The sequence below is a fragment of the Quatrionicoccus australiensis genome, assembly GCF_020510525.1.
GTDB lineage: Bacteria > Pseudomonadota > Gammaproteobacteria > Burkholderiales > Rhodocyclaceae > Azonexus > Azonexus australiensis_B.
In genome coordinates this window covers 2,091,456-2,106,133 of the sequence record NZ_CP075188.1, presented here as the reverse complement: position 1 = coordinate 2,106,133, position 14,678 = coordinate 2,091,456, and the positions used below count along the sequence as shown (strand labels likewise).

19 protein-coding genes and 1 tRNA gene are annotated in these 14,678 nt (G+C 61.0%); 15 read left to right on the top strand and 5 right to left on the bottom strand.

The genetic code is table 11. The features are described from left to right. Positions 1-51: 51 nt before the first annotated feature. Positions 52-128, top strand: a tRNA-Asp gene (locus KI612_RS10145). 173 nt (positions 129-301) lie between these two features. Then, complete coding sequence (locus KI612_RS10140; RefSeq protein WP_226439973.1) at positions 302-901, top strand: Crp/Fnr family transcriptional regulator; 600 nt, start codon at positions 302-304, stop codon at positions 899-901. Here the strand turns inward: KI612_RS10140 and KI612_RS10135 are convergent. Then, positions 898-1,524: a trimeric intracellular cation channel family protein gene (locus KI612_RS10135; protein WP_226439972.1), complete on the bottom strand. Its 627-nt coding sequence runs from the start codon at positions 1,522-1,524 to the stop codon at positions 898-900. The genes KI612_RS10140 and KI612_RS10135 overlap by 4 nt on opposite strands. Positions 1,525-1,531: 7 nt before the next feature. Further along, entirely contained in the window at positions 1,532-1,981 is a 450-nt protein-coding gene (smpB, locus tag KI612_RS10130; RefSeq protein ID WP_226439971.1) for an SsrA-binding protein SmpB, read from the bottom strand. Positions 1,982-2,038: 57 nt separating this feature from the next. Here smpB and KI612_RS10125 point away from each other — a divergent pair, with 57 nt between their 5' ends. Next, entirely contained in the window at positions 2,039-2,482 is a 444-nt protein-coding gene (locus KI612_RS10125) for a type II toxin-antitoxin system RatA family toxin (protein ID WP_226439970.1), read from the top strand. Continuing rightward, positions 2,475-2,801: an RnfH family protein gene (locus KI612_RS10120; RefSeq protein WP_226439969.1), complete on the top strand. Its 327-nt coding sequence runs from the start codon at positions 2,475-2,477 to the stop codon at positions 2,799-2,801. The genes KI612_RS10125 and KI612_RS10120 overlap by 8 nt, the downstream gene beginning before the upstream one ends. Positions 2,802-2,824: 23 nt before the next feature. Here KI612_RS10120 and KI612_RS10115 read toward each other — a convergent pair whose 3' ends face one another. Next, positions 2,825-3,286 (bottom strand): DUF4124 domain-containing protein, encoded by a 462-nt coding sequence (locus KI612_RS10115; RefSeq protein WP_226439968.1) that lies wholly within the window; start codon positions 3,284-3,286, stop codon positions 2,825-2,827. A 69-nt stretch (positions 3,287-3,355) separates the two neighbouring features. On the opposite strand from KI612_RS10115, the gene guaB reads away from it, so the two are divergent. The 4 genes from guaB to KI612_RS10095 all read left to right on the top strand — a co-directional run bounded on the left by guaB (position 3,356) and on the right by KI612_RS10095 (position 7,505). Next, positions 3,356-4,819, top strand: a complete 1,464-nt coding sequence (gene guaB, locus KI612_RS10110) for an IMP dehydrogenase (protein ID WP_226439967.1) — start codon at positions 3,356-3,358, stop codon at positions 4,817-4,819. A 60-nt stretch (positions 4,820-4,879) separates the two neighbouring features. After that, positions 4,880-6,514: a glutamine-hydrolyzing GMP synthase gene (guaA, locus tag KI612_RS10105; protein ID WP_226439966.1), complete on the top strand. Its 1,635-nt coding sequence runs from the start codon at positions 4,880-4,882 to the stop codon at positions 6,512-6,514. Positions 6,515-6,585: 71 nt separating this feature from the next. Continuing rightward, complete coding sequence (gene tadA / locus KI612_RS10100) at positions 6,586-7,020, top strand: tRNA adenosine(34) deaminase TadA (protein ID WP_226444205.1); 435 nt, start codon at positions 6,586-6,588, stop codon at positions 7,018-7,020. Positions 7,021-7,022: 2 nt separating this feature from the next. Beyond that, on the top strand, positions 7,023-7,505 hold the full coding sequence (locus tag KI612_RS10095) for a L,D-transpeptidase (RefSeq protein WP_226439965.1): 483 nt from the start codon (positions 7,023-7,025) through the stop codon (positions 7,503-7,505). Here KI612_RS10095 and KI612_RS10090 read toward each other — a convergent pair. Next, positions 7,475-8,224: an NRDE family protein gene (locus tag KI612_RS10090; RefSeq protein ID WP_226439964.1), complete on the bottom strand. Its 750-nt coding sequence runs from the start codon at positions 8,222-8,224 to the stop codon at positions 7,475-7,477. The genes KI612_RS10095 and KI612_RS10090 overlap by 31 nt on opposite strands. 12 nt (positions 8,225-8,236) lie before the next feature. Beyond that, entirely contained in the window at positions 8,237-9,253 is a 1,017-nt protein-coding gene (gene ygfZ / locus KI612_RS10085; protein WP_226439963.1) for a CAF17-like 4Fe-4S cluster assembly/insertion protein YgfZ, read from the bottom strand. 91 nt (positions 9,254-9,344) lie between these two features. Between ygfZ and mltG the strand changes: the two genes are divergently transcribed. Genes mltG through KI612_RS10050 form a run of 7 tightly spaced genes read left to right on the top strand, consistent with a single transcriptional unit; the run spans position 9,345 to position 14,418 of the window. Beyond that, positions 9,345-10,340 (top strand): endolytic transglycosylase MltG, encoded by a 996-nt coding sequence (gene mltG / locus KI612_RS10080; RefSeq protein WP_226439962.1) that lies wholly within the window; start codon positions 9,345-9,347, stop codon positions 10,338-10,340. Continuing rightward, positions 10,337-10,951, top strand: coding sequence for a dTMP kinase (gene tmk, locus KI612_RS10075; RefSeq protein ID WP_226439961.1), 615 nt, complete (start codon positions 10,337-10,339; stop codon positions 10,949-10,951). The genes mltG and tmk overlap by 4 nt, the downstream gene beginning before the upstream one ends. Next, entirely contained in the window at positions 10,948-11,967 is a 1,020-nt protein-coding gene (gene holB, locus KI612_RS10070) for a DNA polymerase III subunit delta' (RefSeq protein WP_226439960.1), read from the top strand. Before tmk ends, holB begins: the two co-directional genes overlap by 4 nt. A gap of 6 nt (positions 11,968-11,973) precedes the next feature. Beyond that, a complete protein-coding gene (locus tag KI612_RS10065; protein WP_226439959.1) occupies positions 11,974-12,336 on the top strand; it encodes a PilZ domain-containing protein in 363 nt (120 codons plus the stop codon). A 7-nt stretch (positions 12,337-12,343) separates the two neighbouring features. Then, a complete protein-coding gene (locus KI612_RS10060) occupies positions 12,344-13,117 on the top strand; it encodes a TatD family hydrolase (RefSeq protein WP_226439958.1) in 774 nt (257 codons plus the stop codon). A gap of 5 nt (positions 13,118-13,122) precedes the next feature. Further along, complete coding sequence (locus KI612_RS10055; protein WP_226439957.1) at positions 13,123-13,782, top strand: ankyrin repeat domain-containing protein; 660 nt, start codon at positions 13,123-13,125, stop codon at positions 13,780-13,782. A 51-nt stretch (positions 13,783-13,833) separates the two neighbouring features. Continuing rightward, the gene (locus KI612_RS10050) at positions 13,834-14,418 is read left to right on the top strand and encodes a YybH family protein (RefSeq protein ID WP_226439956.1); all 585 of its coding nucleotides are present in this window, start codon (positions 13,834-13,836) and stop codon (positions 14,416-14,418) included. The last annotated feature ends 260 nt before the right edge of the window (positions 14,419-14,678 follow it).

Genomic DNA, 14,678 nt, shown 5'->3' with positions numbered 1-14,678 from the left:
TTACCATGCGCCGCGCTTCGAGTTGCCGGCCGCACGCTGGCAATTCGACGAGGAGTGGTAGTTCAGTTGGTTAGAATACCGGCCTGTCACGCCGGGGGTCGCGGGTTCGAGTCCCGTCCACTCCGCCAGCATCAGCAAGCAAGGCTGTTTTTCATCCGGAATCCGGATCGAGAACAGCCTTTTTTGTTCGTGCTGCGGCAATTTGCCGCATTCCCGTCCGCGCTATTCGCCGCTAAGCTCGGCGCGCTGTTTTCTCCCGTACTTCTGTCGCGTCATTCTCCGCTTATCGATGAGGTTCGAAATGGGCCTGTTTTCACTGGTCGACCGTAACAAGAGCATTCCGACTCGCGCGGCGCGTGCCTGCGCTTCCGGTGAGGCGATCTATCGTTCCGGTTGCGACGGCTTGGCCTGGCGGGTACGAAGTGGCGTCGTCCGGCTCGATGCGGTGGCCGCATCGGGAGATGCCAGTTTCGCCAGTCTGGCAATTGCCGGCGACATCATCGGTTGCGAATCCCTGCTCTTCGGTGCCTACACCTTCAGCGCCTCGGCGCTCACCCAGTGCGATCTCTCACCGTGGCCGGAAGGTGAGGCAGCTGCCGGCGAGTCCTTGTTGCAGTCGCTGGCTATCGCCCAGAAGCGGGCGGCCGATGTGGTGGCCTTGCGCGGCGGCGAGGCTGTCGCCCGGGTTGTCAATCTGATTCGTTTGCTCGCCGATGCTTCCGGCAGTGTCGTGCTGCCGACGCGGCAGGATATTGCCGACATTACCGACCTGCGTTTCGAGACCATTTCGCGCATCATCAAAAAGCTGGAACGAGCCGAGGTGCTGGCACCGGTGAAAATCAGCGGCGTGCATGCGACGCGCAGCTTCAGCATCAACCTCGACGGCCTGGCTGCGGTTTAGTCGGCGTTTTCCAGCTTCTGGCGGAAGGCCGGCAAGGTGAGGTGGTAGCGCATGGCGGCCAGGCGCAGTGCCAGAACCACGGCCATTGCGATCCAGCTCGCGTTCACCGCATGAATATCCAGCGCCTGCAAGCCGATCAGTGTCAATGCGCCTATCCAGGCCGCGCTGGCATAGAGCTCGCCCTTGAGAAAAACCAGGGGCACGTCGTTGCATAGGATGTCGCGCACGACGCCGCCGACGACGCCGGTCGTGACGCCCATCAGGCTGGCGACCAGCCAGGGCGTGTGCCACTGCAGCGCGACCTGTGTGCCGACGACGGTAAACAAGGCGAGGCCGACTGCGTCGGGAATCAGGAAGAAGCGCGGATGCAGCGGCAGGCGCCGGGCCAGGAAAAAGGTGGCGAAGCCAGTGCCGAGCGCGGCGATCAGGTAGGTCTGATCGGCCACCCAGAAGACGTTGCGGTCGAGCAGCAGGTCGCGGATGGTGCCGCCGCCGAGTGCCGTGGCGACACCGACCAGCAGGGCACCGACCAGGTCCATCTGCTTGCGGCCAGCGTCGAGGACGCCGGTCAAGGCATTGACTGCCACGGCGGCCAGGCCGACCCAGTAGAGCAGGGCGTCCATGCTCACCTTAGTGCAGGCGTTCCTTCATCGCGCGCTGGGCTTCGCGCTTGGAATCCTTTTCCGCTTCGTCCTGGCGCTTGTCGTGCTGCTTCTTGCCCTTGGCCAGGCCGACTTCGAGCTTGATGCGATCCTTGCTGTAATGCAGGTCGAGCGGAATCAGCGTATAGCCGGCGCGTTCCACCTTGCCGATCAGCTTGGCGATCTCGGTACGGTGCAACAGCAGCTTGCGCGTGCGGGTCGGGTCGGGATGGACGTGGGTCGAGGCGCTGGGTAGTGGCGTGATGTGCATGCCGATCAGGAAGATCTCGCCATTCTTGATGATGACGTAGGATTCCTTGATGTTCATCCGGCCGGCACGGATCGCCTTGACCTCCCATCCTTCGAGGGCAATGCCGGCTTCGTGCTTCTCTTCGACGAAATACTCGTGGAAGGCTTTTTTGTTGACCGTGATGCTCATGCTGCCAGTGATCCATTAAAATCGCCATTTTACAGGATACAGGAACGTAGCTGCCGCATGGCTCTGGTCGAAAAAACAGTACTGATTGAACAATCCGCGACCCGCATGTTCGAGTTGGTGGATCGCTGCGAGGATTATCCGGCCTTTTTGCCCTGGTGCAGCCAGACCGAGGTCAAATTCCGTGATGCCCAGAAAACGGTGGCGACCCTGCATATCAATTACCACTCGGTCAAATCCTGCTTCACGACGGAAAACGACAAGGAGTTTCCGGCCGTGATGAAAATCCGGCTGGTTGACGGTCCGTTCCGCCGCCTCGAAGGCTCATGGCGTTTCAGGGCCTTGGCCGAGAACGCCTGCAAGATCGAGTTCCAGTTGCATTACGAGTTTTCCAGCAAACTCTTTGAAAAAGTGATCGGACCGGTGTTCAGTCACATCGCCAATACTTTCGTGGATGCCTTCGTGCGTCGCGCCACCCAGGTTTATGGAGCCAGCCATGGCTGAAATGATCAATGTCGAAGTGTGCTACGCACTAGCCGACAAACAGGCGCTGGTCAGCGTCAAGCTGCCACAAGGTGCCACGCTGCAGCAGGCGCTGGAGGCCTCCGGTCTGCTCGTCAAGCATCCGGAAATCGATCTCAAGAAAAACAAGTTCGGTGTTTTTGCCAAGCTTTCAAAGCTGGACAGTATCTTGCGCGATCGTGATCGCGTTGAAATCTACCGGCCGCTGATCGCCGACCCCAAGGAAGTGCGCAAGCAACGTGCTGCCGAAGGCAAGGTCATGAAAAAAGGCGCCGGTGATGCCGACGCCCCTGAAGCCTGAAAATTTCTTGTCGAAACCTGCGTTTATTTGCAGGTTTCGATAATGAACTGGCGGGCTCGCTCGATTTCCTGTTGTCGCATCCCGTTGTCCATGCTCTTGCGCTGGCCGTTTTCATCGATTGAAGCGAGCGGCTGGCTGGATTCAAGGGCGGCAAGATTGCGCCTCGCCCGTTCGCAGTTCTCGCGCTTTTCGGCTGCGGCGGCCTGTTCCTTGGCCTCCTTTTCTGCCTTGTCCTTGGCTTCCTGTTGGCGCTTCCGGAACTCCATGTCCTTTTCGGCCAAGGTTTTGGGGGCTTCTGTCGTTGTGGCAGCCGGTGCTGCTGGTGCTGCATCACTGACTTGCGATGACTTCGCCGAGTTGGGCGGCGGCGTGTCGGAAATGACGGTGCGCCCGTTCTTGTCCTTCCATTGATAAGTCTGGGCCTGGGCAGAAACGGCGGCAACGGTCGACATGACGCAAAGGGCAAAAATGAGCGGAGATTTCATGGTGGTCTGGGTTTCCGTTGGTTTTCTGTATAATACGATTTTGTGACCTTGGATTAAAGGCTAAAGGCCATGCGACTGCTGCAAAAAGCCCTCACTTTCGACGACGTCCTGCTCGTCCCCGCTCATTCCCAGATTCTGCCCCGCGACGTCAGTCTGGCAACACGCCTGACCCGCAACATCACCCTGAACCTGCCGCTGCTGTCGGCTGCGATGGATACCGTGACGGAAGGTCGTCTCGCCATTGCCCTGGCTCAGGAAGGCGGTATCGGTATCATCCACAAGAACCTTTCTGCCAAAGCCCAGGCGGCCGAAGTGGCCAAGGTCAAGCGCTTTGAATCCGGCATCCTGCGCGACCCGATCACGGTTTCGCCGCTGATGACGGTGCGCGACGTGATCGAAATCACCCGCCAGCACAAGATTTCCGGTCTGCCGGTGATCGACAAGGCCGGCAAGGTGGTCGGCATCGTCACCAACCGCGACCTGCGCTTTGAAACCAATCTGGACCAGCAGGTCCGGATGATCATGACGCCGCGCAAGCGCCTCGTCACGGTCAACGAAGAAGCCAGCGTCGAAGACGCCAAGGAACTGATTCGCAAGCACCGCCTGGAGCGCGTCCTGGTCATTGACGATCAGTACCATCTGCGTGGCCTGATTACGGTCAAGGACATCCTCAAGTCCACCGAACACCCGCTCGCCAACAAGGATGCAACCGGTCGTCTGCGCGCCGGTGCTGCCGTTGGTGTTGGCGCCGGTACCGAAGAGCGCGTCGAGGCACTGGCTGAAGCCGGTGTCGACGTGATCGTCGTCGATACGGCGCACGGTCACTCGCAAGGCGTGCTCGACCGCGTCCAGTGGGTCAAGCGCAACTTCCCGCAAATCGAGGTCATTGGTGGCAATATCGCCACGGCCGATGCAGCCCGCGCTCTGGTTGACATGGGTGCCGACGGCGTCAAGGTCGGTATCGGCCCCGGTTCTATTTGTACTACCCGCATCGTGGCTGGTGTCGGTGTGCCGCAGATCACCGCCATCCAGAACGTTTCCGAAGCCCTCAAGGGCACCGGCGTGCCGATGATTGCCGACGGCGGTATCCGCTATTCCGGCGATATCGCCAAGGCGATCGCCGCCGGTGCCGACACGGTCATGCTGGGCGGCTTGTTCGCCGGTACCGAAGAGGCGCCGGGCGAGGTCGAACTGTTCCAGGGCCGTTCCTACAAGTCCTACCGCGGCATGGGTTCGCTCGGTGCGATGCAGGCCGGTTCGTCGGATCGCTACTTCCAGGAAAACACCAACAACGTCGACAAGTTCGTGCCGGAAGGTATTGAAGGTCGCGTGCCCTACAAGGGCTCGGTGTTGGCGGTCATCCACCAGCTGATCGGTGGTCTGCGCTCCTCGATGGGTTATCTTGGCAGCCCGACGATTGCCCACATGCATGACAACGCCTGTTTCGTCGAAATCACCTCGGCCGGTATCCGCGAATCTCACGTCCACGACGTGCAGATCACCAAGGAAGCGCCGAACTACCACCTCGACTGATTCTTCCCGTGTTACTGAGGGCGGCTCCCGGAGCCGCCCTTTTTATTCAAGGTTTTGAAAATGGCTCACCAGAAAATCCTCATCCTCGATTTCGGTTCGCAAGTGACCCAGCTGATCGCCCGTCGCGTGCGCGAAGCCAAGGTGTTCTGCGAAATCCACCCGTACGACGTATCGGAAGACTTCATCCGCAGCTATGGCGCGCAGGGCATCATCCTGTCCGGCGGCCCGAGCTCGGTGACCGAGGGCGATACGCCGCGTGCGCCGGAAGTGGTGTTCAATCTGGGGATTCCGGTGCTCGGCATCTGCTACGGCATGCAGACCATGGCGCAGCAGCTGGGCGGCAAGGTGATGACCGCCGAGGCCGCCGGCAAGGCGCGCGAGTTTGGTTACTCGGAAGTCCGTGCCCACGGCCATACGGCGCTGTTGAAGGATATCGCCGACTTCACGACGGCCGAAGGCCACGGCATGTTGAAGGTCTGGATGAGCCACGGTGACTCCGTGATGGAACTGCCCGCCGGTTTCAAGACCATGGCTTCGACGCCGTCCTGCCCGATCGCCGGCATGGCCGACGAGAGCCGCAAGTTCTACGCTGTGCAGTTTCACCCGGAAGTCACGCATACCGTGCAGGGCCGTGCCATTCTGGAAAGCTTCGTGCATGGCATCTGCGGCTGCGGTACCGATTGGGTGATGGGCGACTACATCGCCGAAGCCGTCGCCTCCATCTGCGCCCAGGTCGGCACGGATGACGTCATTCTCGGCCTGTCCGGCGGCGTCGATTCGAGCGTTGCCGCGGCACTGATCCACCGCGCCATCGGCGACCAGTTGACCTGTGTTTTCGTCGATCACGGCCTGCTGCGCCTCAACGAAGGCGACATGGTCATGGACATGTTCGCGCGCAATCTCGGCGTCAAGGTCATCCGTGTCGACGCCGTCGACGACTTCATGGGCAAGCTGGCCGGCGTTTCCGACCCGGAACAGAAGCGCAAGATCATCGGCAAGGAATTCGTTGAAGTCTTCCAGGCCGAATCGAAGAAGCTGCTTTCCGCCAAGTGGCTGGCCCAGGGCACAATCTACCCGGACGTGATCGAATCGGCCGGCAAGGGCAAGAAGGGCGCCCACACCATCAAGAGCCACCACAACGTCGGCGGCCTGCCGGAAGACATGCATCTGAAGCTGCTCGAGCCGCTGCGCGAACTGTTCAAGGACGAAGTCCGCGAGCTCGGCGTTGCGCTCGGCCTGCCGCGCGAAATGGTCTATCGCCACCCGTTCCCGGGTCCGGGCCTGGGCGTGCGCATCCTCGGCGAAGTCACGCTGAAGGCCGCGCATCTGCTGCAGCGCGCCGATGCGATCTTCATCGACGAACTGCGCGCCACCGTCGCCACCGAACGCGATGTGGCCGCCGGTGCCTGTACCGAAGCCGACATCGGCAAGACCTGGTACGACCTGACCAGCCAGGCTTTCGCCGTCTTCCTGCCGGTCAAGAGCGTCGGCGTGATGGGCGATGGCCGCACCTACGAGAATGTCGTCGCGCTGCGCGCCGTCGTCACCAGCGACTTCATGACTGCGCACTGGGCGCACCTGCCGTACGAACTGCTCGGCAAGGTGTCGAACCGCATCATCAACGAAGTGCGCGGCCTCAACCGTGTCGTGTACGACGTTTCGGGCAAGCCGCCAGCCACCATTGAGTGGGAATGAGCGAAGCGTTCGAACCCTTCTTCGAGACGGACGTCGCCGAACCGGTCAACGGTCTCGGCGACGAGTATTTCATGCGCGAGGCGATTTCGCTGGCGCGTGCTGCCGAATGCCTGGGCGAGGTGCCGGTTGGCGCCGTCGTCGTGCGTGACGGCGTGATCGTCGGGCGCGGCTTCAATTCGCCGATCGGTGAAAGCGATCCGACCGCGCATGCCGAAATCGCCGCCTTGCGCGATGCGGCGCGCGCCTTGGGCAATTACCGCCTGCCGGGCTGTGAGCTTTACGTGACGCTGGAGCCTTGCGCGATGTGTGCCGGCGCCATCATGCACGCCCGCATCAGCCGCGTCATTTATGGCGCACGTGACGCCAAGACCGGCGTGCATGGCAGCGTCGTCGACCTGTTCGGTGTCGAGCGCCTGAATCATCATGCGACGGTCGAAGGCGGCATTCTCGCCGACGAATGCAGTCGCATGCTGTCACAGTTCTTTGCCGGTCGACGCAAGAAATAAGCATGAAACTGCTGGTTTCCGTCGCACGCCAAAGGCTGACGCTGTTCGCCGACAATGGCGAGGTTTTGCGTGAATATCCGGTGTCGACCGCTGGCGCCGGGGTCGGTGAGATATCCGGCAGTTTCCAGACACCACGCGGTCAACACCTGATTCGCGCCAAAATCGGCGCCGGCCAGCCGGCAAATACCGTCTTTGTGCGGCGTCGACCGACCGGCGAGATCTGGACGCCGGAACTGGCCGAGCAGTTTCCCGGCCGCGACTGGATCCTCACCCGCATCCTCTGGCTGTCGGGCTGCGAAGCCGGGCGCAACCGGCACGGCTGCGTCGACACCATGCACCGCTACATCTACATCCACGGCACGCCCGACGTCACCGACATGACGACGCCCGGCTCGCACGGCTGCGTGCGCATGCGCAATACCGACCTGATCGAGTTGTTCGATCTGGTGCCGTGTTACACGCCGGTGGAAATTACCGAAGACTGAAGCAGTTCGCCGTTCGGCCCGAAGCTGCGTTCGTGCAGGCGAAAGTTGCCGGCGCAGTCCTGCCTGACCACGGTCGAGGCGCGCGTGCCGTAGCTGGCCGATTGCACGAAAACAGCTGACAACAGGCGCTCCCACTCCAGTGGTACGCCGGTCTGCGGCAGTTTGTCGTCGGCGACGATCTCGCTATCGGTCAACAGCGAAAAAAAGGCATTTTCGTCGGGCAACGTTGCCAGCGCCTGCGCGAAGGCGGCGCGCGCCTTCTCGAGTTTCGGCCAGGGGCTGTCCAGGCGGTGATTCGACAGGCCGTAAATACCGGGCGCCAGAGTGCGCGGCGCGCCGTCGCGGTTCGAGGCATAGACCAGTTCCTCGCCGTCGCTGAGCAGCAGGTTGTAGCCGGAATAGGCTGCGCAATCGATCTGCGTTGCGTAGTCGAGCGCTGATTCGCTGCCGAGCAGGAAGTTGCGCGTCAATTCGCCGCGTGAGCGCGCGCCCTTGGCCATGCCGGGTTCGCGCACATTGGTCACGGCCGCCAGGCGACCGCCGACGCTGACCGCGAGCCAGGTGCCGCCAGCTTCAAGATCGCGGCCGCCAACGATCTGCGGCGCATCCGGCCAGGGCGCTGCGGCGGCCGTTGGCCGGGCATGGAACTCGTCGCGGTTGGCGGCAAGCAGCAGCGGGTAAGCCGCATGCCCCCGCCAGCCGACGACGATCAGGCACATTTTTGCCCTTTTTTACGGGTTGACCGCTACGGCTTCGATCTGCGGGCCTTCGCGCGACTCGAGATGCACGTTGTCGGCAAAGTTGGACTGGACGACGGCGAGGGCGGCAAAACCGCCACTCGGTGCCGGCGCGACGGTCATCACCGTGCCGCAGGACTGGTCGGGATTGTCCGGCGAGAACAGCGGGTCGCCTGCCTTGAGCGCGTGCGCGCTGCGCAGGCGGAAGAGGTGACGCTTGACCTTGCCCAGGTACTGCGTGCGGGCAACGATTTCCTGGCCTGGATAACAGCCCTTCTGGAAACTGACGCCGCCGATTTTTTCGAAATCGGCCATTTGCGGCACGAATTCTTCCTTGGTCGCCAGCGTGACCAGCGGATACGCGGCCTCGACATCCAGCCAGCGCCAGACCGGCACGCCAGCCGGGCGGGCCTTGACGGTGAGCTTTTGCCACAGGTTTGCCATGGCTTCCTGCGGCGCAACGATCACGAAACGCGAAGCATCAAGGCGGATCACCGTGTTGTCTGCCTCCTGCACCGTAGTCATCGCTTCGGCCGGGCAGGGCAGGCCGGCATCGGCCAGCGCTTCCGCCGCCTGCGGGCCGGCAACGCCGAGCAGCACGGTGCTGTCGGTAAGCGCCGTCAGCTTGACCTTGGCGCGCAGCACGAACATCTGCAGGCGCTTCTGGGTCGCTTCCTGCAAATCGGCGGCCAGTGCCAGCTGATAGCTGCCACCCTGGCGCCAGGCGAGGAAACTCGCCTGCAGGCGGCCCTTGGCCGTGCACCAGCCGCTGTGCTGCGCCTTGCCTGCGGCCAGGTGATTGATGTCGCTGGTCAATTGGCTGTGCAGGAAGGTCTTGGCGTCGTCGCCGTTGACTTCGATCAGGCCGAGATGGGTCAGCGGCGTGATGATGGTCTGCGTGGTGGCAGCCTGCAATTCGCCAGCAGCATCGCCAAAGTTGAGAAGATCGGATGATGCGCTGTCGAAGTTGCCTTCGGCGGCTTCGAGAAAACTGCGCCAGTTGGGGTTCATGAGGGCTCCTGAGGGGTTTGGGATATTATATCGCCCGTTTAAACGTGCTCGTTTCACACGGGCAAGACCGGCCTGCAACCATCGAGTTCCCGTGCGCTTCCTAATTAAAGCATTTTTTCTGGTTTTCCTGCTCCTGGCCGCATCGGCCGCCGGCATCTGGTACTGGGCCAACCAGCCCCTGGCACTCAAAACCTCGCCCCTCGATTTTCGCGTGACGCCGGGCAGCAGCCTGCGCGCGGCGATCGGACAGATGCGCGACGCCGGCATCGCGGTCGAGCCGAATCTGCTGGCCGGGCTGGCCCGTCTGCAAAAGGCTGAAACGGGGATCAAGGCCGGCAGCTACTCGGTCAGCAACGGCGTTACGCCCTTGCAACTGCTCACCAAGCTGACCCGGGGTGAAACCACGCTGGGCAACCTGACGCTGGTCGAGGGCTGGACTTTCCGCCAGTGGCGCACCCGGCTCGATCGGCACCCCGATCTGCTGCACCTGAGCAGCGGCCAGTCGGAAGCGCAGCTCGCCGAACAGCTTGGCGTCGCCGGTGGCGTACTCGATGGCCGCCTGTTTCCCGATACCTACATGTTCGACAAGCAGTCGAGTGACCTCGAGCTGCTCGCCCGCGCCGTGCGTGCGATGCAGGCCAGGCTGGACAGCGAATGGCCGCGGCGCGATGCCGGCCTGCCGTACCGGACGCCGGACGAGGCGCTGATCATGGCATCCATCATCGAGAAGGAAACCGGGCGCGAAAGCGACCGGACAAAAGTCGCCGCCGTATTCGTCAACCGCCTGCGCAAAGGCATGCTGCTGCAGACCGACCCGACGGTCATCTATGGTCTCGGCGAGCGCTTCGATGGCAACCTGCGCAAACGCGACCTGCTTGAAGAGACGCCGTACAATACCTACCGTCGGCCGGGCCTGCCGCCGACGCCAATCGCCATGCCTGGTCTGGCCTCGCTGCAGGCGGCGTTGCATCCGGCACCAAGCGACGTGCTTTATTTTGTCGCGCGCGGCGATGGCAGCAGCGAATTTTCGCGTACGCTCGACGAACACAATCGTGCAGTCAACAAATATCAAAGGGGAGGAAAGTGAAAGGTAAATTCATCACTTTCGAAGGCATCGACGGTGCCGGCAAGAGCAGTCATGTCGAATGGCTGGCCGAATGGCTGCGGGCACAGGGAAAAACGGTTCAGGTAACACGTGAACCGGGCGGCACGGAGCTTGGCGAAAAGCTGCGCACGCTGCTGCTCAATGACCCGATGCACCTGGAAACCGAGACATTGCTGATGTTCGCCGCCCGTCGCGAACATCTGGCGCAGTTGATCGAGCCGGCGCTGGCGCGTGGCGAATGGGTGATCTGCGACCGTTTCAGCGATGCCACCTACGCCTACCAGGGCGGCGGGCGCGGCCTGGATCGCAGCAAGTTCCTGATTCTTGAGCATTGGGTGCATGAACATGTGCAGCCGGACCTGACGCTGCTTTTCGATCTGCCGCTTGATGTGGCGCGCGAACGCATTGCGCTGGCCAGCCGGGTGCTCGACCGCTTCGAGCAGGAGCGCGCCGATTTTCATGAGCGGGTACGTCAGGCCTATATCGAACGGGCCCACGCCAATCCGTCGCGCATTCGTGTCATCGACGCCAATCACCGCCTGGAAGATATTCGTAAAACACTTGAACAAATCGTTACAACGAATTGTTTATGAACGTAATTGAGCTTCACACAAAAGTATGGGCTGGACTGCAGGCCCGCCGCCAGCAACTGCCACATTCCTTGTTGCTGGTCGGCCAGAAAGGCACCGGCAAGTACGATCTCGCCCGCCTGTTTGCCGCCAGCCTGCTCTGCGAACAGCCACAGGAGAACGGTCAGGCCTGCGGCAAATGCCTGGCCTGCAACTGGTACAGCCAGGGCAATCACCCCGACTTCCGTCTGCTGCAACCGGATGCCTTGTCCGATGAAGGCGAGGTCGAAGACGGCAAGAAGAAGCCGAGCCAGCAGATCACCATCGATCAGGTGCGCGGGCTCGACGACTTCCTGACCATCGGTACGCACCGCGCCGGCTTGCGCGTCATTCTGGTCAATCCGGCCGAAGCGATGAATCGCAACACCGCCAACGCACTTCTCAAAACACTTGAAGAACCTGCGCCAGGAACCTTGTTTTTATTGGTTTCCAATGAGCCTCTTCGTCTGCTGCCGACGATTCGCAGTCGTTGCCAGGTCGTACCGGTGCCGCTGCCGCAACCCAAGGCCGCCGAGAAGGTACTGGCTGAAGCCGGGCTTGCCGATGCTGCCCGCTGGCTGGCGCTGGCCGGCGGTTCGCCGGGGCTGGCGCTGGAGTTGTCGGCATCCGGGCAGGGCGCCTGGCTGGAAATGCTGATCAAACGCCTGTCGACCGGCAGGAATGCCGATGCGCTGGCGATCGCGGGAGAGATGGAAAAAGTCATCAAGGACAGCAAGGGCAAGCTGCTGCTCAAGACCGTTGTTGAAGCCCTGCAAAAATGGCTGGTCGATTTGACGATGGCCCGCAATGGCTTGCCAGTGCGATATTTTCTGCCGCAGCAGGCCACAATATCCGGTCTGGCTGATATGATTCCGGCCGTACGCCTGAACCACGCCTACCGCGACATGATTAAACGCCGCCAGGAAGCGGAGCAACCGCTCAATGCAAGACTTTTTCTGGAGGGGGTTTTTCTGGACTATCGAGCCCTGTTTGCCAATTGATCAACGATGAGTGAAGCCAAATCCGCCCCGCAGCGCCCGAGCGTTCTCTCGCTGAACATCAACTCGAAATCCGCGCTTTACGCTGCGTTCATGCCGCATCTGCGCAGTGGCGGCATCTTCATTCCGACGACGCGGGGCTACAACCTCGGTGACGAAGTATTCATGCTGCTGTCGCTGATGGACGATCCCGCCAAGCTGCCGATTGCCGGCACCGTCGTCTGGATCACCCCACCGGGCGCCCAGAATGGTCGCGCACAGGGCATCGGCGTGCATTTCAACAATGACGAAAGTGGTCAGGAAGCGCGCCGCAAGATCGAAGGCCTGCTTGGCGGTGTGATGCAATCCACCCGTCCGACGCATACCCTTTAAGCGACCGATGCTGGTCGACTCGCATTGCCATCTTGATTTCCCGGAACTGGCGGATCGCCTGCCCGATGTCCTGCAGCGCATGCAGGAAAACGGGGTAGGGTGCGCCGTCTGCATTGGCGTCAACCTCGAGGATCACGCCAGGGTCATGGCGGTTGCCGAACAGGACGATCGCCTGTTCGCCACGGTCGGCGTGCATCCCGAATACACCGATGTTGAAGAGCCGACGGCGGATCGCCTGGTCGAGCTGGCCAGCCATCCCAAGATCATTGCCATTGGCGAAACCGGTCTCGATTATTACTGGCAGAAAGACAAGCCGGAATGGCAACGGGCCCGTTTTCGCACCCATATCGAAGCCGCAAAGCGTTGTGCCAAACCATTGGTCGTGCACACCCGCGACTCGGCTGCCGACACGCTGCGCCTGCTGCAGGAAGAGGGCGCCAATGCAGCCGGCGGCGTCATGCACTGCTTTACCGAAGATTGGGAAATCGGGCGTCAGGCGCTCGATCTCGGCTTCTACCTGTCGTTTTCCGGCATCGTCACCTTCAAGAATGCCAGCCAGGTCAAGGAAGTGGCGCAAAAGTGCCCGCTCGACCGCATCCTGGTCGAAACCGATTCGCCCTATCTGGCGCCGGTACCGTATCGCGGCAAGCCCAACCAGCCGGCCTACGTCATGCATGTCGCGGAAGAAATCGCCCGTCTACGCGGCTTGTCTGCCGAACAACTGGCAGAGGCAACGACCGACAACTTCTTCCGCCTCTTCAAACACGCCAAGCGCCCTTGAAAATCATGAAAAAAACGTTGTTGACCGTAGTGGCTACGCTGTTGCTCCCTGTTTTCGCGCAGGCGGCCACCTATGATGACCTGATCAGTTCCGCCAAGCTCGGTGATACGCGTGAAGTCGCTGCGCTGACCGGGAAGGGGGCTTCGATCGACAGTACCGACATCGACGGCAACACCCTGCTGATGCTGGCTGCCCGGGACGGCCATGCCGAACTGGTCGATTTCCTGATTAAGCAACGCGCCAAGCTCAATGCGCGCAATGCTTCGGGCGATACCGCGCTGCGCTTGGCTGCTTATTTCGGCCACCGCAAGGTAGTGGAGCTACTGCTGGCAGCTGGCGCCAACGTCAATATGCCGGGCTGGACGCCGCTGGCTTATGCCGCATTTGCCGGTCGTCTCGAAATCGCCGAATTACTGATCAAGGCCGGTGCTGACCTGAACTCGCCCAGTGAAAACGGCACGACGCCACTGATTGCCGCGGCTCGAGGCGGCCATCGAGAAGTTGTCGAACTGCTTCTTAAAAACAAGGCTGACCCGGCAAGAACACTGCAATCCGGAGAAACGGCGCTAGATGTTGCGCTCAAGAACCAGAATACCGACATCGCCGACCTGCTGCGGCGGGCTGGCGGCAAGTCCGGACGCTCGGTAAGCATAGAAATTCAATAAACTTATGTGAGAGTATGCCGACTCTGTCATATGCCAAACGAGGGGAAAGTGATGCAAAAATGTTTTGGGCAAGGCACCGTTGGACTATTGACCGCACTGGCGATTCTTCCGGGATTGTCTGGCTGCAACAAGACGATTGACTGGCTGTTCGATGCACCGGCACAAAACGAAAGCGTCCTGACGAGTGGCAAAACCGAAGCGAGCGTTGAAACTGCGGTACCGATGAGTATTGCCGCCAGCCCGGCTGCTGCGGCACCTGTCGGCAAGGCCGCTGATTCAGGCCTGACGACGGAAAGCGAGATTCGGAGCACCTTGAATGCCTGGCGCGACGCCTGGGCAGCCCGCGATGTCGATGCCTACCTGGCGTTTTACACGCCGAATTTCAAGGGGCGCGAGGTTGGGCCGGCAAACTGGCAGGCCAGCCGCAAACGCGTCATCGCGCAGGCTGGAAAAATCGAACTGACGCTGGGCGAACCCCAAATCGTTGTCGACTCGCTGAATCAGGCGACCGTGACATTCTCGCAAAACTATCGCTCGCAGATCCGCAGCGACAAGGGCATCAAGAAATTGCAACTGCGGCGCAGCGAAGGACACTGGCTGATCGAGGAAGAATCATTTTCACCAACAAAACGCTAGGCCAAAGGGAAGCCACCGGAAAGGTGGTTTTTTCGACACTGAATACACGCAATCTAGTTACATACGGATCCCGTTGCGTCTTCGAAATGCAGTTAAATCATAAGAACTCAGCAATTCATCAGTAAGTCTCGTTGTCTAAGTGATTGATGCTTGTTTGTTGCATGCTTTGTGGCTAACCGTAGCAACACGAATAGCCAGATTTATTTATAAACGCTTGGGTCGTTGCGACGAGTGTTGCGTATGGTTGATGAACTTTGTCT